This window comes from Sphingomonas sp. Leaf242 (assembly GCF_001422045.1).
Taxonomy (GTDB): domain Bacteria; phylum Pseudomonadota; class Alphaproteobacteria; order Sphingomonadales; family Sphingomonadaceae; genus Sphingomonas.
The window spans coordinates 615,802-636,339 of record NZ_LMLW01000008.1 but is presented as its reverse complement, the minus strand read 5'-3'; the positions used below and the strand labels follow the sequence as shown (position 1 = coordinate 636,339).

Here is a 20,538-nt window from a genome sequence, read left to right as displayed (position 1 = left end):
CGATGCTCTGGACCTATATCCTCAAGCTCGTCATCCTGCTGCCACTGGTGTGCGGGCTGATGTTCGGCTGCCTGTATCTGTGGCGCAAGTTCGAGAGCCGGATCCCGGGCAAGCCCTCGACGCGGCTGATCGGCGTCAAGGAAACGATGATGATCTCGCCGGGCCTGCGCCTCGCGGTGATCGATTTCGAGGGCCGCCGGCTGCTCGTCTCGGTCGGGCGTGGCGGCGTGCACCTGATCGACAAGGTCGACGCATGAGCGCGGTCGCTCGTCCGACGGTTACGCGGAAAGGCTCGGGCCCTGCCCTGTTTACCGCGCCGAAGCGCTCCCCGTTTTCCCGCGAACGCGGGAATCCAGGAGCCACGAACGGCGCGATCCGTAACCCTGGATCCCCGCGTTCGCGGGGAAACAGTTTAGTGTGGATAGGCCTCGCCGTCCTCCTCGCACTCTTCCTCGCGATGCCCGCCTTCGCGCAGGGCGTCCCCGCCCCGACCAACCCCGCCGTCGGCGACGCGGTCGATCGCGCGCTCGGCCAGCTCGGCGGCCAGGCCGCGGGCAATACCGGCCAGAGCGGCTCGCTGTCGCTGTCGCTGCAAGTCCTCATCATCATGGGGCTGCTGACGATCCTGCCGGGGATCCTGCTGATGATGACCAGCTTCACGCGGATCATCATCGTGCTCGCGATCCTGCGCCAGGCGCTCGGCCTCCAGCAGACGCCGCCGAACCAGGTGCTGCTCGGGCTTTCGCTGTTCCTGTCGTTCTTCATCATGGCGCCGACGATCAACCAGATCAACACGACCGCGATCCAGCCCTATGCTGCGGGGAAGCTCGCGGGCACGCAGATGATCACTACCGCAGGCGTGCCCTTGCACGCGTTCATGGTCAAGCAGACCCGCGTCAAGGACGTCACGATGTTCGCGCAGATGGCCAAGTCCGGCCCCTACGCGTCATCGCTCGACATCCCCTTCTCCGTGCTGCTCCCCGCGTTCGTCACGTCCGAACTGAAGACCGCGTTCCAGATCGGCTTCCTGATCTTCCTCCCCTTCATCGTCATCGATCTGGTCGTCGCGACCGTGCTGATGTCGCTCGGCATGGCGATGCTCTCGCCGACGATCATCTCGATGCCGTTCAAGTTGCTGCTGTTCGTGCTGGTCGACGGCTGGGCGCTGACGATGGGCAGCCTCGCCAACTCGTTCGCGACGTAGAGCCGATGAACCGTCCTGCACTCCTGTTCGCCCCACACCTACCGTTCGCCCTGAGCGAAGTCGAAGGGCCTGAGACTCCTGTGCTTCGACTTCGCTCAGCACGAACGGCAGTTTTGTAAGCCATGGACGCGCAATATTTCCTGACCGTCGCGAACCAGACGATGTGGGTGCTGGCGCTCGCCAGTGCACCGATCCTGATTCCGGCGCTGCTCGCGGGGCTGATCCTCGGCATGATCCAGGCGGCGACGTCGATCAACGAGCAGACGCTGTCGTTCGTGCCGAAACTGGTGGTGGTCGCGGTGTCGATCCTGATCTTCGGGAGCTTGATCCTGGGGTTGCTGAGCGATTTCACGATCGGGATCTTCGAGCGCATCCCGGATCTGGTTAAATGAGTGCACTTGCTGCTCCCCTCCCGCTTGCGGGAGGGGTCGGGGGAGGGGCGTGCCCCACCGACCGGACGCCAGTACGTACGTCGCGCCCTCCCCTGACCCCTCCCGCAAGCGGGAAGGGAACCAAGTAGTGTTGGGCTTCGGTCTCTCGATCGAGCCCCAGCTCTGGGCGCTCTTCTTCGTGATGATCCGGATCGGCGCGACGTTCATCGCCGCGCCTGTGTTCGGCAACGTCTCGGTGCCCGTCACCGTGCGCGTCACGCTGTCGGGCGCGATCGGGTTCCTCGTGCTCGCGGCGCACCCGATCGTGCCCCCGGAAAACATCTTCAGCGTTCCGACGATGCTGTCCGCCGCCGCCGAAGCGCTGGTCGGGCTCGCGCTCGGCTTCGTGCTCCAGATCGCCTTTGCCGCGCCGATGATCGCGGCCGAAGTCATCGGCGGCGCGATGGGGCTCGGCTTCGCCTCCTCGATCGACCCGCAGAACGGCAAGTCGAGCCCCGCGCTCGGCCAGTTCTTCTCGATCATGCTGACGCTGTTGTTCCTGTCGGTCGACGGCCATCTTATCCTGATCGACCTGATCGTCCGCAGCTACGACGTTCTCCCCCCGGGGGCCGCGTGGATCGGCGTCGAGCGGCTGAAGGCGATCGCGTTCTTCGGCGGCTATGCGTTTCTCGCCGGCCTGCTGCTTGCGCTCCCGGTCGGCTTCCTGCTGCTCTGCCTCAACATCGTCGTCGGCATGCTGAGCCGCGCCGCGCCCGCGCTCAACCTGTTCGCGGTCGGCCTCCCCGCCAGCCTCGCGGTCGGCGTCATCACGCTGGCGATCGCGTTCCCGACGATGGGCGACTACATGCTCGTCATCGTCCGCGAAGGGCTCGCCGCCACCGAAAACCTGGTGCTCGGCTGATGGCGGCGGCGGCCCATGTCTGAGGACAGCGGTGAAAAGACCGAATCCCCAACCGCCAAGCGCAAGAAGGATGCGGTCGAGAAGGGCGACATCCTCCGCTCGCGCGATTTCGCCACCGCGCTCAGCATGGTCGCGGGCGTCGGCTGGCTGATCTATGCCGGCCCGACGCTGATCACCGCCTGCAAGCAGGTGATGGCATCGAGCTTCCAGTTCACCCACGCCGATGTCGAGGATTTCTCGCCGTGGCGGCCGCTGATGGACGCCGGCGGCAAGCTCGCGCCATCGCTGATCAGCCTGTTCGTCGTCACCATCGCCGCCGCGATTCTGAGCCAGGCCGGGCTCGGCTCGCTCGGCTTCAACGGCAAGCTGATGGCGCCCAAATACAGCCGGGTCGATCCCGCCGCGGGTCTCAAGCGGATCTTCGGATCGAACGGCTGGATCGAGCTTGGCAAGTCGCTGCTGAAGGTGATCCTGCTCGGCACGATCGGCGGCTGGATGCTGTGGAAGGCCGCGCATACGACGATGGGGCTCGCCTCGTCCGCCGATCTCAACCAGGCGCTGTCGTCGCTCGGCGGCACGTTCAAGGCGATCCTGATCGCGATGGCGTTCGGGCTGTGCGCGATCGCGGGCATCGACCTGCCGATCCAGATCATCCGCCGCCTCGGCAAGATGCGGATGTCGAAGCAGGAGGTGAAGGACGAGCACAAGTCGACCGAGGGCAATGGCGAAGCGAAGGGCCAGATGCGGGCCAAGATGCGCGCGATGGCGAGCGGGGGCTTACGCAAGTCGGTCGCGGAGGCGCATGTCGTGCTGACCAACCCGACGCACTTCGCGGTGGCGCTGCGCTACGATCGCGGCAAGGATCAGGTGCCGGTGGTGGTCGCCAAGGGCCGCGGTGCGACTGCGCTGGCGATCCGCGAACTCGCCGCGGAGGGTCGCGTGCCGGTGCTCGAATATCCGATGCTGGCGCGTGCAATCTACTACACCAGCAAGGAAAACCAGGAGGTCCGCGACGACCTCTACATGGCGATCGCGACGGTGCTCGCGTTCGTGTTCGGGCTCAACGTCGCAGCCGGCGGTACCGGGGGCGGGGCAGCCGCGGCGGTCCAGCCGTTCGTCACCGTGCCGAAGGACGCGCGATTCGACGAAAACGGGATGAAACAGGCCTAAAGATCGCGCCGGCCCGGCCGTTACTGATCGTAAGCGTGCGCAGTGCAGGGATTTCGCCATGGTAACTTCGACCACCAGCACGACGGCCACGCCGACGCCCACTGCGACCCCCACGCCGAGCGCGACGAGCGTCATCCAGTCGGCGACCCAGGCGCTGCTGACGTCGCTCAACACCGGTTCCGGGATCGATACTTCCACGCTGGTCCCTGCGCTCGTCAACGCGCAATTCGCGACCAAGACCGCGACGTTGAAGGCGAAGGCCGACACGCTGACCGCGCAGATCTCGGGGATCGGCACGATCAAGAGCGCGATCACCGGCTTCTCCACCGCGCTCGCCAATCTGGTGAAGAGCGGCAGTCTCCAGACGCAGCCGAGCAGTTCCAACACCACCGTCCTGTCCGCGACCGCACTGCCCGGCGCCAAACTGTCGGCGCTGGCGGCCAGCGTCACCGTCACGCGCCTCGCCACCGCGCAGGTCGCGCGGACGACGACCGCGGTCGCGGATCGCACCGCCGACCTCGGCACCGGTGCGCTCACGCTGACGATCGGCGGCGGCACTCCGGTCTCGATCGCCGTCGGCAACGGCAGCATCGATTCGATCGCCTCGGCGATCAACGCCGCGAAGACCGGCGTCACCGCCTCGGTCGTCACCGATGCGAACGGCGGCGCCTATCTGTCGGTCAAGGGCGGCACGGGCGACGCGCAGGCCTTCACGCTGAAGGGCGCGACCGGCGATGCGGTCGATATCGGCGGCGGCGCGACGAAGACCAGTCTCGTCTCGACTGCGCAGAACGCGCAGCTGACCGTCGACGGCATCGCCGTGGAGCGGCCGAGCAACACCGTCAGCGATCTGGTCGACGGCGTGAAGCTGCAGCTCAACGCCGTCTCGACGGTCCCGGTCACGCTGGGCAGCACCCCGCCGACCGACGCGCTGACGCAGGCGGTCAGCGATGTCGTCGACACCTACAACCAGGTGCTGGCCGCGATCACCGCACAGACCGATCCGATCACCGGCAATCTCCGCTCCGATCCCGCCGCGACCAGCCTGCTGCGATCGTTCAAGGCGCTGTCGTCCAAGGCGCTCGTCGGCGGTGCGGTCTCGGGTATCCCGCGCACGCTGTCGGAGATCGGCGTCGCGACCAGCACCGACGGCACCTTGCGCGTCGATGCGGTGTTGCTCGCCAAACAGATCGCGGCGAACCCCGACACGATCGAATCGATGTTCGCGCCGTCGGGGACCAACGCGCTCGGCCTGTCCGCGACGCTGACCGCGCTGACGACCGGCGCGACCAGCACGCTGACCGGGCTCGGTGCGTCGGCGTTGCGCTACACCGCGGCGCAGTCCGTAGTCACCGATCAGCAGGACAAGGTCACCGATCAGTCGGCCCAGATGAACACCCGCCTGACCCAGCAATATGCCAGCATGAATTCGCGCGTGTCGGCGTACAAGTCGACGCAGACGTTCCTCGCCGGCCAGATCGCCCAGTGGAACAAGAGCGACTCGTGACCTACGCAACGACCCTGACCCGCGACCCGTTCGCGACCTATCGCCAGATCGATGCGGTCGGCCGCACCGCGACCGCGGACGGCCCCGCGCTCGTCCAGCTGCTCTACAAGGAGCTGGTCGCCGCGTTGCGCGCCGCCGCCTGGGCCGCCGAAAAGGGCAAGCTCGCGATCAAGAGCGAGCGGATCACGCGCGCCACCGCGATCCTGTTCGCGCTCGAATCCGGTCTCGATTTCGAAAATGGCGGCGCGGTCGCCGAAACGCTGGCGCGGCTGTATGGCGGCGCGCGGAAAACCATCATCAACGCCTCGATCGGCCTCGATCCCCGCCCGTTCCGCGATTCGGCGGACATGCTGGACGAGATCGCGCAGGCCTGGCGGACCGTCAGCGCGGCGTAAGACGCTACCGCCTGAACCAGTGGCGCGCGGAGAAATACCCCACGACGCCCACCGCGATCACCAGGCACGCCACCGCGATCGCATCGAACGCCCAAGGCTCCTCGGCATAGGGCAGGCCCTTGACGTTCATCCCGTACAGCCCGGTCAGGAAGGTCAGCGGCAGGAACACCATCGCCGCGATCGAGATGATCAGCGAGCGATTGTCGATCTGCTCGGCGCGCAGATCGGTCAGCGTCTCGTGGACCAGCGCCGAGCGCTCGCGGATCGATTCGAGCTCCTCCGCCATCCGCGCCGCGCGGTCCGCCGCCGCCGCCAGATGCAGCCGATCGTCGTCCGCCAGCCAGTCGCCGGGCAACGCCGCCAGCTTCTCCAGCGCCGCGCGCTGCGGATTGAGGAAGCGTTTGTAGCCGATCGCCGCGACGCGCACCTTGCTGACCGTGCGGCGCAGCTCGAACACGCGGTTGGCGTCGAGCTGTTCCTCGCAATCGTCGAGTTCGTCGCCGAGCGTCGCCACGTCGGGATCGAGATCGGTGGTGATCGCGGTCGCGAACGCGGCGATCAGGTCGCCTGGATCGCGGATCTCGCCGCGCTCGACCATCTTCTCGACCTCGGCGACCGCGATCAGCGGCTTCCGCGTGACCGAGTACACGCGGCCCTTCACCGCCCAGATCCGCACCGAGGCGAGCAGGTCGGAGGTGTCGAGCTCCTCCTTCGATCGCCCGCGCAGATTGACGAACGCGCCGTCGCCGACCGCTTCGCACCGCGGCCGCGTCTCGGTCGCGGTCAGCGCATCGACGACATAGTCGAGCAGCTTGGCCTCGTCGCGCAGCCACGCCTGCGCATGCTCGGCAGTGGTCGACAGATGCACCCAGACGAGATCCGCGGTGCAGTCGAGCGCTTCCTTGACATCGACGCGCGTCGCTTCGCCGTTGGTGATGCGAAATCCGAAGCCGCTCACAGGGCCATCTCGATCGCCACCGAAAGGCCGGTGCCCGGATCCGCCGGCATCGCCGCGCAGCGCCGCGCCGCATCGGCGCGTGCGCGATCGAGTATCGCCGCGGGCACGTCGGGGTTATGATAGACCCGGTCGGCGCTCGCCAGCGCCCGCGCCTGGCGCAGCGTCAGGTCGTCCGGATCGGTCGAGGTGAGGCGGATCGCGACCTGCTCCCCTCCCTGGAAGGGAGGGGTTGGGGGTGGGTAGGCCAGTTGGGAGTCGGCGCGTGCATCAGCAGCCAACCCACCCCCTGCCCCTCCCTTCCCGGGAGGGGAGTCTGGTACGGGTTGGGCCAGCCACGCATCGACGTCATGCGTCGGCGACAGCGGATCGAGCATCCCGCCCGCCCCCATTGCCGTCGCCAGCGCCCGGCGCCGCTCGCCCATGTCGGGCCAGCGCTTGCGCAACGCGCCACGCGCCGCCTGCAACGCCAGCGCGAGTTTGCCGAGATCGGCGGGAATCAGCGCTTCCAACCGTTGCCGCAGCGCCGCCGCCAGCCCCGCCGACACGCCGCTCGTCCCGATCGCGATCAACACCGGCGCGCGGTCGACGATCGCGGGCAGCGTAAAGTCGCACAGCGCAGAGCGGTCGACCGCGTTGACGAGGATGCCGCGCGCCTTCAGCCGCGCCACCGCCGCCAGCGCGTCGTCCTCGTCGTCGATCGCGACGATCGCGAGCGATGCCGCAGCATCCTCGCCGACCACATCGGCCCCCGCGCGATCGAGCAACCGCCGTTTCGCATCCGCCGCCTCGCCCTCGCCCAGCAGGATCACCGGGCGACCCGCCAGCCTGACGAACAGCGGCAGGCTCCGTAGCGGGACGGAAGCCGTCACCGCTTGAGCCATTCCGGCACGCGCTCGGCAGCGAGGATCGTCTCGGGGTGGATGCGGTCGGCGACCACCGCGAACCGGTCGCCATCGACCAGCACCTCGGGCACCAGCGCACGGCTGTTGTAGGTCGACGCCATCGTCGCACCGTATGCGCCGGCAGTGCGGAAGATGCCGAGATCGCCCGACTTCACCGCGTCGATATCGCGCCCCATCGCGAAGGTGTCGCCGGTCTCGCACACCGGCCCGGCGATGTTGGCGGTCATCCGCTCGCCGCTCGGCGCGACCGCGACGAAGTCGTGATACGCGTCGTACATCGCGACGCGCGCGAGGTCGTTCATCGCCGCATCGACGATCACGTACGGGTTCACGACGCCGGGCTTCACCCAGATCACCTCGGTGAGCAGCACGCCGGCATTGCCCGCGATCACGCGCCCCGGTTCGAACATCAGTTCGACGTCCCAGTCGGCGGTCGCGCGCGCGACCATCGCGCCGTACTCGGCAGGGCTCGGCAGCACGTCGCCGGGCTTGTACGGTACGCCGAGCCCGCCGCCGAGATCGACGCGGCTGATCGTGTGACCGGCAGCACGCAGCTCCGCGACCAGCTCGCCGATCCGCCCATAGGCGGCTTCGAGCGGCGCGAGATCAGCGAGCTGGCTGCCGATATGGATCGCCACGCCGCGCAAATCGAGACCGTCATGCTGCGACAACCGGTCGAACATCGCCACCGCCTGGTCGATCGCGACGCCGAACTTGTTCTCCTTGCGCCCGGTCGAGATTTTCGCGTGCGTGCCGGCATCCACATCGGGGTTCACGCGCAGCACCGCCGGCGCGCGTTCGCCGCGGGCGTGGGCGAGCGCGGCAAGAACCTCACCCTCCTCCTCCAGCTCCAGATTGAATTGGCCGATACCCGCATCGAGCGCCTGCGCCAGTTCGCGCCGCGTCTTGCCGACGCCCGAGAACACGATGTCCGACGCCGGAATCCCCGCCGCCAGCGCGCGCTGCATCTCGCCCGCGGAGACCACGTCGGCACCGTAGCCCTCGTCGGCCAGCACGCGCAGCACCGCAACGTTGGGGTTGGCCTTGATCGCATAAGCCAGATGCACGCGGCCCGCGCCCTTCAGCGCATCGCGAAACACCTGCGCGTGGCGGCGGAAGGTGGCGGTCGAATAGACGTAGACGGGCGTGCCGACGGCCTCGGCGATTGCCGGCAGGGCGACGTCCTCGGCGTGCATGACACCGTCACGATAGGCGAAATGGTCCATGGATCAGGTCTTCAATTGGGCGGCGGCAGGTCGAACTCGTCGCTACGCCGCTCGTCGGATTGGGTCAGCAGCTCGTCGCTGCGCTTGGGGCGTTGCTGCGTGGTGGGCGTCAGCAACTGCGCCGGCGTCGGCCGGGTCTTCGCACCGTAAGGCGCGACTGGCAGCATCTTGCCCTCGGCCGGTTTCAAGCCATCCGCCGCACCGCATCCGGACAGCGCCAACGCCAGTCCCGCCAATCCAAGAACCCGCTTCATGCCGTCTCTCCCCGAGCCGCTAGAATCGCCGCCCTCACATTGTCGGGCGCAGTGCCGCCGAAGCTGGTCCGGCTGGCGACCGACGCGTCGACCGAGAGCACGCCGTACACGCGTTCGTCGATCCGTGCATCGATTGCCTTCAGATCCTCGATCGGCAGCGCATCGAGCGCGACCTTCCGCTCCTCCGCCAGCTTCACCGCGCGCCCGGTGACATGATGCGCCTCGCGGAACGGGAGGCCCGCCTCCCTCACCAGCCAGTCGGCGAGATCGGTCGCGGTCGCAAAGCCGCTCTCGGCCAGTCCGCGCATCCGGTCGGTGCGGAACGTCGCGCTCTCGACCATCCCGGTCATCGCCGCGATCGACAGCGCGAGCAGGTCATGCGCCTCGAACACCGGCGGCTTGTCGTCCTGCATGTCCTTCGAATAGGCGAGCGGCAGGCCCTTCATCGTCACCATCAGCGCGGTCATGCAGCCGAGGATCCGCCCGGCATGCCCACGCACCAGCTCGGCGGCATCGGGATTGCGCTTCTGCGGCATGATCGAGCTGCCGGTCGACCATTGATCGCTGAGCGCGACGAACCCGAACGGCTGCGACGCCCACAGCACGAACTCCTCGGCAAGCCGCGAGAGGTGGAGCGAAGTCTGCGTCGCGGCGGTCAGATACTCGATCGCGAAGTCGCGGTCGCTGACGCCGTCGAGCGAGTTGGTCATCGGCCCGTCGAAGCCGAGCGCCTCGGCGGTCATCGCGCGGTCGATCGGGAAACCCGTGCCGGCCAGCGCAGCCGAGCCCAGCGGTGATCGGTTCATCCTTGCGCGGGCATCGGCGAACCGCCCGACGTCACGCGAGATCATCGCGTGATAGGCCATCAGGTGATGCCCCAGCGTCACCGGCTGCGCCGACTGCAAGTGCGTAAAGCCCGGCATCACGCTCGCCGCATGCTCTGCCGCGCGAGTCAGCAGTGCTTCCTGGAACCCCGCCAGCGCCGCCAGCGCCTGGTCGATCGCATCGCGCACCCAGAGCCGGAAGTCGGTCGCGACCTGATCGTTGCGCGAGCGTGCGGTATGCAGCCGCCCCGCGACCGGACCGATCGCGTCGGCCAGCCGCGCCTCGGTCTGCATGTGGATATCCTCGAGGACCAGATTCTCCTCGACGCCGTGCTCGGCGTAGTACGCCGCCACCGTGTCGAGGCCCGCCGAGATCGTCGCGGCGTCCTCCGTCGAAACGATGCCCTGCTTGCCGAGCATCGCGACATGCGCCTTCGAACCGGCAATATCCTGCTGCCAGAGCCGCTTGTCGAAGGGAATGGAGGCGTTTATCTCGCGCATGACCGCTGCCGGCCCTTCGGCGAACCGCCCGCCCCACATCGAATTGGAACCGTCCATGTTCTCGAATCCTGTGTTCAATTCGCTGTTAAAGTCTGGGCCGATCGCCGCCGTGATGGGGATGGGCCTGCTGGTCGCCGGCTGCGATAGGAAATCGCCCGCGCCGGAGCAAGCAAACGTCGTCGCGGCGAACACGGCGTCCGCCGACGAGGTCGCGTCCGGCCCTGCCCCCGACGAGGCGACCGGTGCGACCGCCCCCGCCGAAAAGCTCGACCGCAGCCACAAGGGCGAGACCGGGCCGGCCGTCGCCTTCACCGCGCCGGACGGCAAGTCGGTCACGCTCGCCGCGTTCAAGGGCAAGCCATTGCTCCTCAACATGTGGGCGACCTGGTGCGCGCCGTGCGTGGCGGAAATGCCAACGCTCGACGCCGCCGCCAAGTCGCTCGCCGGCAAGGTTCAGGTGATCGCGGTCAGCCAGGACATGCAGGGCGCGGAGAAGGTGACGCCATTCTTCGCCGCGAAGACATTCTCGACGCTGAAGCCGTATCTCGATCCGAAGCTCGGCCTCAGCCTCGCCTACCAGGCGAACCTGCCGACCACGATCCTCTACGATTCGGCGGGCAAGGAAGTGTGGCGGATGACCGGCGGCTACGAATGGAACACGCCCGCGGCCGCCAAGCTGATCGCCGAAGCGTCCTGATCGGGGCGCGACCGCGTCAGTCGTCGAGCGCGGACCGGTACACCCGGTCGACCGCATCGACCATTTTCTCCGCGGTATATTCGGCGATGAAGCGCGCATGGCCCCGCTCGCCCCATTCGGGCAACGTGGCGGGGTCGAGCGCTTCCAATGTCCGGCGTAGCGCGGCGGCATCGTTCGCCGGGAAGCTCACGCCGTAGCGTCCGCCGTCGAGGATGTCGTTCAGCCCGCCCGCGGTCGAGGCGATCACCGCGCGGCGGACGCGCATTGCCTCGATCGCGACCAGGCCGAAGCCCTCCCAGCGCGACGGCACGATGATCGCATCCGCCGCCATCATCTCGGCGACCACGCCGTTGCGGTCGCGCCATCCGACATACTCGACGAAATCGGGTGTCGGGCTGCCCGTGTCCGTCGACAGCACGGCCTGCCCGACGATTCGCAGCGCATAGCGATCACCCAGCCCGGCGATCGCCTCCAGGAGCAGATCGAGCCCCTTCTGCCGGTCCAGCCGACCGACGAACAAGAGCTTGATCCGGGAGTCGTCCCACCGCGCGGCCGCGACCGGCGGCGGGGCCGCGGCGATCGCATTGTTGATCGTTACCAGCTTGCGTTCGGGCAAGCCGGCCTCGACTGCGACGTCGCGTTCGTGCGGCGAGATCAGCAGGATCCGGTCCGCCGCCCTTGCCAGATAGCGCTCGACCGCAACGATGAAGCGCCGCACGTTCGGCGAGACCTGCATGCTGAACGCCCAGCCATGCGGGCAGAACAGCACGCGAGGGCGACGCCCGAACCGCAGGATCCGCGTGATCACGCCGGCGCCGAACGAATGCGCGTGGACGATGTCCGGCCGCGTCGCGCGCCGCACGCGCCGATACGCGAAGAACAGTTTCGCCATGCCCCGCAGCCGGTTCGGCCGATCGAAGAATTCGAACCGGATCCCGCTGTCGCGCAGCCGCGGCTCGATATGGTCGCGGTGCTGCTCGGGCATCAGCAACGTCAGCACGGCGGGGCCGTAAAGCTCCGCCTGCGGCGTCAGCAACTCGGCGAGAAAGCTCCCCGTCCCGCCGATGATGCTGTCGCACACATGCAGCACGCGGGGCGCGGTGCCATCCCCGCGCGGTCCGGTCGACACGGCCATGCGATCAGACGAGGACGGTGCCGGTGATCGGAATGCCGTGTTGGTCGAGCACTTCGATCAGCCCGCGCACGTCGCTGCGCTTGGTCCGGTGTTTGCGGACGACGATCACCGCCGCGTCGAAGCCGCTGATCGCGTCGGCAATGCTGGTCGCGCCGTTGGTCGAATGGATCGCCGCGACGGCCAGCATCTGGCCGCTCGAGGTCGCGACCGCATCATGCTGTTCGAGCAGCGACCGACGCTCGATCGGTTCGCCGCTGCCGCCATCCGATCCGGTCCCCTGCACCAGCAGGCCCGGGATCGCGGTGCCCTGGTGATCGGCATGATCGGCCAGCTGGAACAGGCTCGCAATCCGCGGATGCGCGCGATTGGTGTCGACGATCAGCGTGTGCGATCCGGCCTGCGCCATCACCACGCCGATATTGGCGGCCAGCACGGCGAGCGCCTCGTCGCAATCGACGCCGATCAGCGCACACGCGCGCGACCGGCGATCGGTCTCGCCATAGCTTTGCAGGATCGAGCTGCGGATCGCGCGCGCCGCCACCACATAGGGCGTGTCGGCCGCATAGGCCGCGACGACCAGCGGATCGACGCTGCCGGGGGCGACATGGGACGATCCGGTATCGTCGCCGTCGGAGCGAAACGATGCGGGACCAGTGGTCGAACGAAGCCTCACGCTATTGCCTCCTTGCGCGGGGCTCGCCAGCCCGTTGTCCCGCTTTCGATGTCGGTCATGTCGGCGATCACGTCGAGATCGAGCGCACGCGCGGTCCCCGACGGGGTCCGCAGCCGCGGCGTGAGCATTTCCTGCCCGATCGCCGAGGCGAGGCCAGCGCCTGCACCCAGCACGATCGCTGCTATCACCCACAGGATCAGGTTCGGCTTGGATGGCAGCGTCGGCGCCACCGCGCGATCGAGACGACTCGCATTGGCCTGCGACACCTCGGATTGCAGCGTCGCCTCGTTGTAGCGCTGACGCACCGTGTCGTAGGTCGCCCGCGCCGCATCGACGTCGCGCTGCAGCACGTTCAGTTGGTCCTGCACACCCGACAGCGCGAGCATGCGCGTCTGCTGGGCGGCCAGATCGGCACGGATCTGCGACTCGCGCCGGCCCGCTGCCGAGCTCGAGGCGGTCAACGCCTGCGCCTGGATCGATCGCGCCGATTCGAGCTGGCTGCGCAGCGCCGCCAGCTGCGCGTTGGCAGCCAGCATGTCGGGGTGATTCGGACCAAGCGTCTTCGACAGTTCGGCGACCTTGCCCGCCTGCATACCGCTTTCGCGCTGAAGGTCCTGGACGATCGTCGACTGCGCGACCTCGGGCTGCGCGGTCGATCCCGATTTGGACTGCGCGACCGCCGCGGCGGCCTGCGCGGAGACCAGCTCGGTCGACAGGTTGCGGACGCGGTCGGCCTCGACGTCCATCCGGTTCATGCCGACGATGCCGTGCTGCCGCTGGAAGTTGGACAAGCGCGACTGCGCCGCTTCCAGCCGGTCACGGACGTCGCGAGTCCGCGCGTCGTACCATTTGGCGTTACCCTGCGCGCTGCCGCTGCGCAGCGTCACCTGCTTGGTCAGGAACGTGTCGACGATCAGGTTCAGCGTCTTGGCCGCCTGCTCGGGCGTGTTCGCGGTCAGGCTGAGCCGGATCACGTTGCTGCCCTTCTCGTTGCTGATCGCGAGATCGCGACGCAGCATGACAAGGCCGTTCTGGGTGCGCTCCGCCGGCGTATCGCCGAGCTTCGCGCTCTGGAATTGCGGGCTGCGGCGAATGACCTCGCCGAGCACGGCATCGCTGCGGATGATGTCCTCCTGCGTGCCGATCACCGATTCGAGCACCGAACTATTGTCGGAACCCGTCACGCTGTTGGCGCTGACCGGATCGCGCTGGGTCAGATCGACCAGCACCGACGACGACGCGGTGTAGGCGCGGGGACGCGTGAAGCCGAGCACGGCAATGGCGAGAAACACCAGCCCGCCCACGATCAGGACAAGCCGGAGCCTATACCGGATCGCGCTTACCAAGTCAGTGAAACCGATCACAGATCACGCACTCCCCGTTCCAGAACAGTTCGCAGATCGTCGAGCCCGGGGGTCTTGATCCGGGTCGGATCGATCCTGCGATTATACACAAGCAAATAGAATTGCGGTGCCAGCGTATCGTCGAAATAATAGCTGCCTTCGATCGCGCTGGCATGCAGGATCGGGCTCAACGCGGCGAACGCCGCGGCGATCGTCGCATCGTCATGACCGTCTTCGTCGAGCACCAGGACCACCTCGGTGCGTTCGATCCGGGTCCGCATCGCCGCTGCAAGGCAGATGACCGCGGCTGCCGTCGCGATCTGCTTCGGCAGGCGCTGGATATCGGCGACCACCGCGGCGGCGCGCGGGCTCAGCGCACTCCACTCGGCATAGGCGTCGACCAGACCCTGCTGGACCACCGCGTCGTCGATATGGTCCTGGCCCGCGCGGCTTGCCGCGATCGCGCAATTCGATCCGAACAACCGCAGATGATAGGGCGACCCCACCGCGGACCGCGAGATCCTGGTGGCCGCGGCGTCGTCGATCGTCATGCCCGCGGTCTCGCAGCAGCGCAGCAACAGCGCCTTGAGCTGTTCGGTCTCGATCCCGCCGATCGGCACCGACACGATATGCCGGCGGAGCGACGGATGCCCTTCGATCAGGTCCTCGAGATTGGCGGCGATGCCGACCGCGACGATCCGCACCGGCGAGCGCATGTCGGACAGCAGCTTCATCAGCGTCGCCATCTCGGTCTTGGTCGCCAGGTTCTCGATCCGGTCGAACTCGTCGAGCACGAAGATCGTCGGTCGGCGAACCTTTTCCGCAAGGATGCTGGCGACCTGCCGCGCGTCGAACGGCGCATTGAGCAGCGGCTGGATATCGATCCGCCGCACGCCCTCGCCGGGGATCGACATCAGCTCGACGAGGTACGGACGGCACAGTTCGGAGAAATCGATGTCGCCACCGGCCAGATTGTACAGGACCGTCGCCCCGGCCTCGTCCGCCAGATCGCCGAACACGCGCGACAGCGACGTCTTGCCCGACCCGCGCGCACCGAACACGATGCCGTGCTTGCCATGCTCGAGGACCGCCTCGACCAGTCGGTCGAGCTCACGCGCGCGCCCGGCCAGACCGGCGCGGTGCTCGACCGGCATCCCGGCATCGAACGCAGCATGGATACGAGTCCGCTGCGAGCTGATTGCCATGACGCCCGCGTTCGCGCGCGCCGGTTGCGATACCGCACCCGGAACCGGCTGCGTCGCCGACCCCGGACGTGCGCCCGGACGCACCGTCGCAGAGGCGTCCTGCACGGGCGTACCGACCGCGATACGCAGGTCGGGCAGGCTCGACATCGGCGGCTCGGGATCGAGCAGACCGGACAGCCAGTCACGGAGGCGTGCGAAGAAGCTCACGCGTGGCTACCCCGCGCTTCGAACAGGATCGGGATCATCACGATCAGAACCACTTTTCCTTGATGACCAGCACGTCTTCGGGCTGGACCACCATGTCGAGATCGGGCTTGTCGATCTTCTGACCGCCGCGCCGCACTTCGATCCGCTTGACCGAACCGGCCAGCGTCGGCCCACCGGCGAGCGCCAGCGCCTGGCGGAAGGTCATGCCGGGCTGGATCGGATAGGCGCCGCCCTTGTTGACTTCGCCGTAGACATAGACCGATTCGGCGGTCGGCACGAACAGCGTGTCGCCCGGCTGGACCATGCGCGACGCGCCGCCTGCCAGATCGGCGAGCGAGATGCGGACCGGCTGGCCACCGACCGGGGTCAGGATCACGGCGTTGGCGCCGTCGATCCGCGGCCCGCCCGCGCGCGCGACCATCGCCGACACGGTATAGGGACGATCGATCGGATAGAGACCCGAATTGGGGACGGCACCCAGCACGGTCGCGGTCTTGCTGGCATAGGCGGTGATCTCGACGTTGATCGAGGGCTTGCTCAGATAGCCGCCGCGGACATACGCCTGCGACAATTCGGTGCCGAGTTGCGCGGTCGTCTTGCCCGCCGCCTGGACCACGCCGAGGAACGGTGCGGTGATCGTGCCGTCGGCGCGGATCCGCGTCTTCGACGACATCGAATCCTGCCCGAACACGGTGACCGAAATCTCGTCGTTGGGCCCGAGTACGTACGAGCTTGCCGGCGTGACGGGTCCCTGACCAACGGGTGCATTGGCGACCTGCGCCTGCGCCTGCGCCTGCGCGAGCGGCACCGCGGACAACGCCACTGCGCCAGCCAGGCGTACGAAGTGCCAGCTAACTGTCATGATGTCCCTCGTCATTGTGTCAGAACCTGTACGATACGCCGGCCGCGGCGCGGTTGGCATCATAATCGTTTAACCCCGTATTGGTACGCCGCGACGTGCGCTGGCCATCCAACGTCAGATTGAGGCGCTCGCCCATCGCACGGGTCAGCCCCAAAGTCAGGCTGGAAAAACGATCGCTGGAAAAAGGCGACGCGATCACAAGCGGATCGCCGCGAAACTGTCGCCGCCCAAGAATCGCGCCGCCACGCAGCGTCGTCCGCTCGGCAAAGCGCCATTCGGTGTTCAGCGCGTAATCGGACTGGACGGTGAACCCGGACGGCACCAGCGAATCGTTGACGATGCGACGACCCGCCTCACCCTTGAACATGATCCGCGGAATAGGCCGGAACACGAGGTCCACGTCCCAGCCGGGGCCATGATAGGGGCGCACGTTGGCCCCCTGGCTTCGCGCCTGGAGGTAATGCAGATCGACGTTCAGCTCGACCCGGCTCACGACCGCGCGATTGAACGTCACCCCCGCCTCGTCGATGCGATTGACGACGCCGATGGTCGGACGATCTGCGCGCGAATAGCGATAAAACAGTGCCACCTGTCCCAGGCTGGGACGCGCATAGCCGATTCCGCCTGCCGCGGAGACCAGCGTCTGATCCGCGAAATCGAATTGCGTCGTGTTGCGCGTCGTCCGCCGCGACACTTCGGCCAGCGGGAAGAACCCCACGGCGCGAGGGCAGCTGGCCTTGACCGCCAACGTCGAGAACGTCTGGAAATTGTCGACCGGGCCGTTGATGTCGCCGTAATCGGCCTGCTGCCGCGCGAATCGCAGATCGGGCTGGATCTGGCAGATGCCGGCGACACGGATCGTACCGGTCCCCTCTATATCCGCGCGCGCGCGGCTGCGATCGGTGTTCCGGGTATAGAAACTATAGGCGAAATCGCCGTCGACGCGCAGATCGTTGTGCCCGACCTGCCGCTGATAGGTCGCGCGCACGGCCGGCGTGACGATGATGTCGTCGACCGGCGCCGCGCGGTTTTCGCTGGTTCGGAAGATGTTGTCGTCATAGGCGACCTCTCCCGACGGCGTCACGCTCAACCCCGGCTGATCGATCGTCGTTACGCCGATCAGCGGGATCGGCAGCAACGGATTCCCCAGCTGCTCGGACTGCGCGACGGCGACCTGCGGAACGACGAAGGCAGCGGCCCCCATTGCCTGGGCAAGGACGCTGAAGACTCGCGCGCGATTCATGCTGCAATGCAACATCGAGCGGCGAACCGGTGAGGAATAACAACCGAACATAGAGTCTGCGTGCCTTCTCGTATCCACGGCGTCAAGACGCTCCTAACCGATGTAAAAGACGAACTCACCTTCGATCACGCTGCGCTGCCGCATAAGTGTTCCTATATGTCCCCTCCATTAACCGCATGTAAAACCCTGCGAATTAAGCATGAGTCCTCATCGAGGGTTCGACATGGTTCGCCGTTTTTTGCCACTATTCAGCATTTTGCTCGCATCTTGCGGCGGCGGCGACGGCAGTTCCGCCTCGACCGAGGCGGTCACGACCGTTCCTGCTGCAGTGCCGTCGCCGACGCCCTCGCCTGCCGTCACGCCGACCGCCGCCGACGCCAGCGCGCTGCCCACCGAAGCCGGCGCCACCGCGATCATATTCGCCGCATCGGACCTGCCGGTGCGCGCGTCGCCCTATATCGTCGGCGCGGCCACGCACTTCTCCTATGCGGCGCTCGCCGGTTACGATCCCGACAGCGTCGCGCAGCGGTTCACCGATAGCGGCATCCGGGCGTTCCGCGAGGATCTCTACTGGAACGCGCTGGCACCCGATTGGGACGTCACCGGCGCGCATTTGCCGCAGCCGCTCGTGACCTTCCTCGGCAAGACCACCGCACGCCCTTTGTATATCCTCAACAACGGCAACGCGTTCATTCCGGGCGCGTCGCCGCCGGTCGCCGATGCCGGACAGACCGCGTTCGCGGCCTATGCGCAGCGCGCGGTCGCCGCGACCACGGGCCGCGATGCGATCTACGAGATCTGGAACGAATGGAACCGCAACGTCGTCCGCGACAAGCCGGTGATGGTCGGTCCGGGCGACGCGTCGGACTATCGCGCGTCGCTCTACTACGCGCCGCTCGCCGCGCGCGCGACCAGCGCGATCAAGCAGGTCGCACCGAGTGCGAAGGTCTTGGTGGGCGCGGCGGGCGACGATCCCGACTGGCAATGGACGCTCGACGTCCTCGCCCGCGGGGCCGCGGCGCAGGCCGACGGCATCTCCGCGCACATCTACAATCACTGCGCCAGTACCGCCAATCGCACCGCCTCCGAGGCGCTGGGCCGGCTGACGCTGCTGCACTCGAAGATCGCCGGCGCCAATGGCGGGCGCGACCTGCCATTGTATGTAACCGAATGGGGCTGGCCGGCGGGTACCAACGTCTGCGCGGTAAGCGCGGCGAAGATCGCGACCAACGTGCCGCAGTTCCTGCTGCACACCGCCGCGCTGCCCTGGGTGGCGGGATCCTGGTATTACGAGACCAAGGATTCGGGCGTCGACCCGACCAATATCCAGCATAATTTCGGTCTGTACGACGCCAATTACGCGGCGAAGTCGGCGCAGTGCGCGTTCGCCGATGCCAGCGCGGTGATCGCCGATGCGAAGGCAATGGCGGTGCAGAGCGTCGACAACGGCCTGACGGTGATCCGCGTTACGACGTCGCGCGGCCTGGCGATCGTCGCCTGGAGCGCGGTGGCCGGCCGGCAGGGGCGGATCACGGTCGGCGGCACCGCCGCCTACACCACCCGCACCCTCTGCCAGGCCACCGCTGCCGCCGCCTCCGACCGCACCGTCACCATCGGCGAGATGCCGGTCGTGATCGACATGCCCAACGCCAGCCGACTTGGGGTCAACGCCCGCCTGCTCTAGGCTGCCGGACAAATCGCGAACCCCGCGCCGGTCAGCGGTTTCCGCTGCCGGCCGCGATCTGGTCGAACGCGTCGAGCATCTGTTTGGCGAGCACGTCATAGTCGTACCGGTCGGTCTGCTTGGCGGCCTGCTCGCGCAGGACCAGCAATTGCTCGGGATTCTCCAACACGTCGACGATCGCCGCGCGCCAGCGCTCTGTGTCGCCGGGCGGGACCAGCATGCCATTGACACCGGGCTCGATCAGTTCGGGCAGCCCGCCCTTGTCGCTGCCCATCACCGGCACCGCGTTGACCAGCGCCTGGAACACGACGCCCGGCGAATTTTCGGCCCATAGCGACGGAACGATCAGCATATCGCTTTCGGCCATCAGGTCGGAGACGTTCTGCTGCGGCACATGGCCCTGCATCGTCAGCCATGGGCGATCGCCATACGCCGCCCGCAACGCCTGATCCTCCGGCCCCTTGCCGAGCACGGTGAGATGGAACTTATACTGCGCGGCGAGCGGATCGAGCAGTTCGAGGAGGAAATTGATCCCCTTGGTCTTTTCCAGCCGTCCGACGAACACCAGTCGCACCGTATCCGACGGCACGTGCGTGGTGCGCGGGGTGGGATAGCGGTTGGGGTTGAGGATGTGGAACCGCGGATAGTCCGCGATCGGCAGGAACGACGACACCGTGTCGAGGTTGGACTGCGACGGCGAGATGAAGCCGAGCCGCGGGATCTCACGCAGGAACCCCATCTTGACCTTCGAACTCACGCGGCAACTGGTACACTGGCCGACGCACTCGTCGCTGCCGCGGAACATCGTCGTACGCAGGCAGGTATAGGCGAGGTCGTGCAACGTGATCGCGGTCGGTATGTCGTGACGGCCGATCGCCTTCAACCCGTTATAGCCCAGCCCCGATATCCAGTGGATATGGATGAAGTCCGGTTTGAAATCGGCGATGACCTGCTCGAACATAGCCTCGTTGCGCGGATCGTAATGATCCTGCGCATGCCAGATCGGCTTCTTCCAGCTCGGCGCCTGGCTGGTCTTGAACACCGGATAGATGTGCGGTGTACCGACCCGGTACAGCGTGTAGCCGTCCTGCGGCGTCGCCCAGCTCTCATGCTCGGCCATCGGCGCCGCGGTCAGCACCGCCGCCTCGTGGCCATTGGCCGCGAACCAGTAGGTCAGACTGTGCGCGCACAGTTCCGCGCCACCGATCACATAAGGCGGATAATAGGCGGAAATGCTCAGGATGCGCATCGCGTG

21 protein-coding genes are annotated in these 20,538 nt (G+C 67.2%); 9 read left to right on the top strand and 12 right to left on the bottom strand.

The genetic code is table 11. From position 1 onward, the window contains the following. Positions 1-2: 2 nt before the first annotated feature. The 7 genes from ASF09_RS10865 (at position 3) to ASF09_RS10835 (ending at position 5,569) form a co-directional block, all read left to right on the top strand. A complete protein-coding gene (locus ASF09_RS10865) occupies positions 3-257 on the top strand; it encodes a flagellar biosynthetic protein FliO (protein WP_056054129.1) in 255 nt (84 codons plus the stop codon). Between the two features lie 200 nt (positions 258-457). Then, positions 458-1,204 carry a flagellar type III secretion system pore protein FliP gene (gene fliP / locus ASF09_RS10860; RefSeq protein ID WP_183128832.1) on the top strand — a complete coding sequence of 249 codons (747 nt, stop codon included), beginning with the start codon at positions 458-460 and terminating at the stop codon, positions 1,202-1,204. 122 nt (positions 1,205-1,326) lie between these two features. Beyond that, on the top strand, positions 1,327-1,596 hold the full coding sequence (gene fliQ / locus ASF09_RS10855) for a flagellar biosynthesis protein FliQ (RefSeq protein WP_055874447.1): 270 nt from the start codon (positions 1,327-1,329) through the stop codon (positions 1,594-1,596). Between the two features lie 127 nt (positions 1,597-1,723). Further along, positions 1,724-2,497 (top strand): flagellar biosynthetic protein FliR, encoded by a 774-nt coding sequence (fliR, locus tag ASF09_RS10850; RefSeq protein WP_082444231.1) that lies wholly within the window; start codon positions 1,724-1,726, stop codon positions 2,495-2,497. Positions 2,498-2,512: 15 nt separating this feature from the next. Continuing rightward, positions 2,513-3,667 (top strand): flagellar type III secretion system protein FlhB, encoded by a 1,155-nt coding sequence (flhB, locus tag ASF09_RS10845; RefSeq protein WP_060526202.1) that lies wholly within the window; start codon positions 2,513-2,515, stop codon positions 3,665-3,667. 58 nt (positions 3,668-3,725) lie between these two features. Continuing rightward, a complete protein-coding gene (gene fliD / locus ASF09_RS10840; protein ID WP_060526201.1) occupies positions 3,726-5,174 on the top strand; it encodes a flagellar filament capping protein FliD in 1,449 nt (482 codons plus the stop codon). After that, complete coding sequence (locus tag ASF09_RS10835; protein ID WP_060526200.1) at positions 5,171-5,569, top strand: flagellar export chaperone FliS; 399 nt, start codon at positions 5,171-5,173, stop codon at positions 5,567-5,569. Before fliD ends, ASF09_RS10835 begins: the two co-directional genes overlap by 4 nt. A gap of 4 nt (positions 5,570-5,573) precedes the next feature. Here the strand turns inward: ASF09_RS10835 and ASF09_RS10830 are convergent, their stop codons facing one another. The 5 genes from ASF09_RS10830 to argH are packed head-to-tail and all read right to left on the bottom strand — an operon-like array spanning position 5,574 to position 10,291. Then, the gene (locus ASF09_RS10830) at positions 5,574-6,527 is read right to left on the bottom strand and encodes a zinc transporter ZntB (protein WP_060526199.1); all 954 of its coding nucleotides are present in this window, start codon (positions 6,525-6,527) and stop codon (positions 5,574-5,576) included. Beyond that, positions 6,524-7,396, bottom strand: coding sequence for a precorrin-2 dehydrogenase/sirohydrochlorin ferrochelatase family protein (locus tag ASF09_RS10825; RefSeq protein ID WP_235529789.1), 873 nt, complete (start codon positions 7,394-7,396; stop codon positions 6,524-6,526). Before ASF09_RS10825 ends, ASF09_RS10830 begins: the two co-directional genes overlap by 4 nt. After that, on the bottom strand, positions 7,393-8,655 hold the full coding sequence (gene lysA / locus ASF09_RS10820; protein WP_060526197.1) for a diaminopimelate decarboxylase: 1,263 nt from the start codon (positions 8,653-8,655) through the stop codon (positions 7,393-7,395). Before lysA ends, ASF09_RS10825 begins: the two co-directional genes overlap by 4 nt. Positions 8,656-8,666: 11 nt before the next feature. Then, positions 8,667-8,909, bottom strand: a complete 243-nt coding sequence (locus tag ASF09_RS10815; RefSeq protein ID WP_060526196.1) for a hypothetical protein — start codon at positions 8,907-8,909, stop codon at positions 8,667-8,669. Further along, on the bottom strand, positions 8,906-10,291 hold the full coding sequence (gene argH, locus ASF09_RS10810; protein ID WP_060526195.1) for an argininosuccinate lyase: 1,386 nt from the start codon (positions 10,289-10,291) through the stop codon (positions 8,906-8,908). The genes ASF09_RS10815 and argH overlap by 4 nt, the downstream gene beginning before the upstream one ends. Here argH and ASF09_RS10805 point away from each other — a divergent pair. Continuing rightward, the gene (locus tag ASF09_RS10805; protein ID WP_060526194.1) at positions 10,290-10,931 is read left to right on the top strand and encodes a TlpA family protein disulfide reductase; all 642 of its coding nucleotides are present in this window, start codon (positions 10,290-10,292) and stop codon (positions 10,929-10,931) included. The genes argH and ASF09_RS10805 overlap by 2 nt on opposite strands. 16 nt (positions 10,932-10,947) lie before the next feature. Here ASF09_RS10805 and ASF09_RS10800 read toward each other — a convergent pair whose 3' ends face one another. Genes ASF09_RS10800 through ASF09_RS10775 form a run of 6 tightly spaced genes read right to left on the bottom strand, consistent with a single transcriptional unit; the run spans position 10,948 to position 17,599 of the window. Next, entirely contained in the window at positions 10,948-12,060 is a 1,113-nt protein-coding gene (locus ASF09_RS10800) for a glycosyltransferase (RefSeq protein WP_162237252.1), read from the bottom strand. A 10-nt stretch (positions 12,061-12,070) separates the two neighbouring features. Continuing rightward, on the bottom strand, positions 12,071-12,739 hold the full coding sequence (locus ASF09_RS10795; RefSeq protein WP_056054098.1) for a hypothetical protein: 669 nt from the start codon (positions 12,737-12,739) through the stop codon (positions 12,071-12,073). Next, positions 12,736-14,103 (bottom strand): GNVR domain-containing protein, encoded by a 1,368-nt coding sequence (locus ASF09_RS10790; RefSeq protein WP_060526192.1) that lies wholly within the window; start codon positions 14,101-14,103, stop codon positions 12,736-12,738. Before ASF09_RS10790 ends, ASF09_RS10795 begins: the two co-directional genes overlap by 4 nt. After that, positions 14,100-15,494 (bottom strand): ATP-binding protein, encoded by a 1,395-nt coding sequence (locus tag ASF09_RS10785; RefSeq protein WP_060526191.1) that lies wholly within the window; start codon positions 15,492-15,494, stop codon positions 14,100-14,102. Before ASF09_RS10785 ends, ASF09_RS10790 begins: the two co-directional genes overlap by 4 nt. A 43-nt stretch (positions 15,495-15,537) precedes the next feature. Beyond that, positions 15,538-16,356: a polysaccharide biosynthesis/export family protein gene (locus tag ASF09_RS10780; protein WP_060526190.1), complete on the bottom strand. Its 819-nt coding sequence runs from the start codon at positions 16,354-16,356 to the stop codon at positions 15,538-15,540. Between the two features lie 19 nt (positions 16,357-16,375). Beyond that, positions 16,376-17,599, bottom strand: a complete 1,224-nt coding sequence (locus tag ASF09_RS10775; protein WP_162237251.1) for an outer membrane beta-barrel protein — start codon at positions 17,597-17,599, stop codon at positions 16,376-16,378. A 223-nt stretch (positions 17,600-17,822) separates the two neighbouring features. Between ASF09_RS10775 and ASF09_RS10770 the strand changes: the two genes are divergently transcribed. Next, on the top strand, positions 17,823-19,283 hold the full coding sequence (locus ASF09_RS10770; protein ID WP_156359316.1) for a hypothetical protein: 1,461 nt from the start codon (positions 17,823-17,825) through the stop codon (positions 19,281-19,283). Between the two features lie 31 nt (positions 19,284-19,314). Here the strand turns inward: ASF09_RS10770 and ASF09_RS10765 are convergent, their stop codons facing one another. Continuing rightward, positions 19,315-20,532 (bottom strand): glycosyltransferase family 4 protein, encoded by a 1,218-nt coding sequence (locus ASF09_RS10765; protein ID WP_060526187.1) that lies wholly within the window; start codon positions 20,530-20,532, stop codon positions 19,315-19,317. Positions 20,533-20,538 lie beyond the last annotated feature (6 nt).

What these genes read in the sequence shown, in the direction of transcription:
- ASF09_RS10765 (WP_060526187.1), bottom strand. Translation starts at nt 20,532, where the DNA reads ATGCGCATCCTGAGCATTTCCGCCTATTATCCGCCTTATGTGATCGGT.
- ASF09_RS10775 (WP_162237251.1), bottom strand. Translation starts at nt 17,599, where the DNA reads ATGAATCGCGCGCGAGTCTTCAGCGTCCTTGCCCAGGCAATGGGGGCC.
- fliQ (WP_055874447.1), top strand. Translation starts at nt 1,327, where the DNA reads ATGGACGCGCAATATTTCCTGACCGTCGCGAACCAGACGATGTGGGTG.
- ASF09_RS10805 (WP_060526194.1), top strand. Translation starts at nt 10,290, where the DNA reads ATGTTCTCGAATCCTGTGTTCAATTCGCTGTTAAAGTCTGGGCCGATC.
- argH (WP_060526195.1), bottom strand. Translation starts at nt 10,291, where the DNA reads ATGGACGGTTCCAATTCGATGTGGGGCGGGCGGTTCGCCGAAGGGCCG.
- fliD (WP_060526201.1), top strand. Translation starts at nt 3,726, where the DNA reads ATGGTAACTTCGACCACCAGCACGACGGCCACGCCGACGCCCACTGCG.
- ASF09_RS10780 (WP_060526190.1), bottom strand. Translation starts at nt 16,356, where the DNA reads ATGACAGTTAGCTGGCACTTCGTACGCCTGGCTGGCGCAGTGGCGTTG.
- flhB (WP_060526202.1), top strand. Translation starts at nt 2,513, where the DNA reads ATGTCTGAGGACAGCGGTGAAAAGACCGAATCCCCAACCGCCAAGCGC.
- ASF09_RS10815 (WP_060526196.1), bottom strand. Translation starts at nt 8,909, where the DNA reads ATGAAGCGGGTTCTTGGATTGGCGGGACTGGCGTTGGCGCTGTCCGGA.
- lysA (WP_060526197.1), bottom strand. Translation starts at nt 8,655, where the DNA reads ATGGACCATTTCGCCTATCGTGACGGTGTCATGCACGCCGAGGACGTC.
- ASF09_RS10770 (WP_156359316.1), top strand. Translation starts at nt 17,823, where the DNA reads ATGGTTCGCCGTTTTTTGCCACTATTCAGCATTTTGCTCGCATCTTGC.
- ASF09_RS10865 (WP_056054129.1), top strand. Translation starts at nt 3, where the DNA reads ATGCTCTGGACCTATATCCTCAAGCTCGTCATCCTGCTGCCACTGGTG.
- fliP (WP_183128832.1), top strand. Translation starts at nt 458, where the DNA reads ATGCCCGCCTTCGCGCAGGGCGTCCCCGCCCCGACCAACCCCGCCGTC.